1 protein-coding gene is annotated in these 762 nt (G+C 55.1%); it reads right to left on the bottom strand.

Translation table 11 applies throughout. The features are described from left to right. The coding region (locus tag C9411_RS25305) for a phage terminase large subunit family protein (RefSeq protein WP_199200163.1) at positions 1-762 on the bottom strand (762 nt) is incomplete at both ends.

The raw sequence follows: 762 nt of genomic DNA, 5'->3' as shown, positions 1-762 counted from the left end.
TGAGCGGATCGTTTTTCACCCGTAGCCACTCAGCCACCAGATATTTCCAGGCCGCGTTCGGGAACAGGCTGTAACCCGCCCAAATGTGAAAACCCGCATGCCCTTTAAATGGTTTGGTTGCGCGCCATTCGCCGCGCTTAACCATGCCCGACTTTTCGTTATGGTGGATCACGCAACCATTATGCCGGCATACGTAATAAGCCGATTCTGGGATGCCTTCTCCATTTTCATCCTTGTCCCACTTGATGCCGTATGGCGTCTCAGGGCCACCCCACTCCAGTACCTGAAATTCACCGCAGTGCGGGCACGGGACGTAATAGCGGCGCTGATCGCTTTCCTCATACGCCTTTTCAATCCGGCTGGTGCCTTTCACCGTTGGCGTCGAACCCAGGGCAATTTTGCGGTTCCAGAATGTTTCGGAACGCTTAATGCCCAGTGCAATCTGATCACCTTCCACCCCGGCGCCGCCGGACGGATAACCGTCAACTTCGTCAAACAAGATGATCCGGCATGTAATACGGCGGAAACCGCCGGGGCTGTTTGCCCCCACCAGCGTCAAATTGGCACCGTTGGCAAAGGTCTTTTTGAGGATGGTCTGATTACTGTCCTTGGCCTTGGGATCACCACAGATTTCTGCCAGCACCGGGGTATCACGCAACATCGGCGCGATCTCGGTTTTACTGTAATCTTCGGCATCTTCAACACGCGGCTGAACGATGAGGATCGGCGACGGGTCATGCGCCAGGTAATAGCCGACAACGT

Source organism: Serratia sp. Nf2 (genome assembly GCF_003028435.1).
Lineage (GTDB): Bacteria > Pseudomonadota > Gammaproteobacteria > Enterobacterales > Enterobacteriaceae > Serratia > Serratia marcescens_L.
The sequence above is the reverse complement of the archived record's forward strand: the minus strand, read 5'-3'. Positions and strand labels throughout refer to the sequence as shown.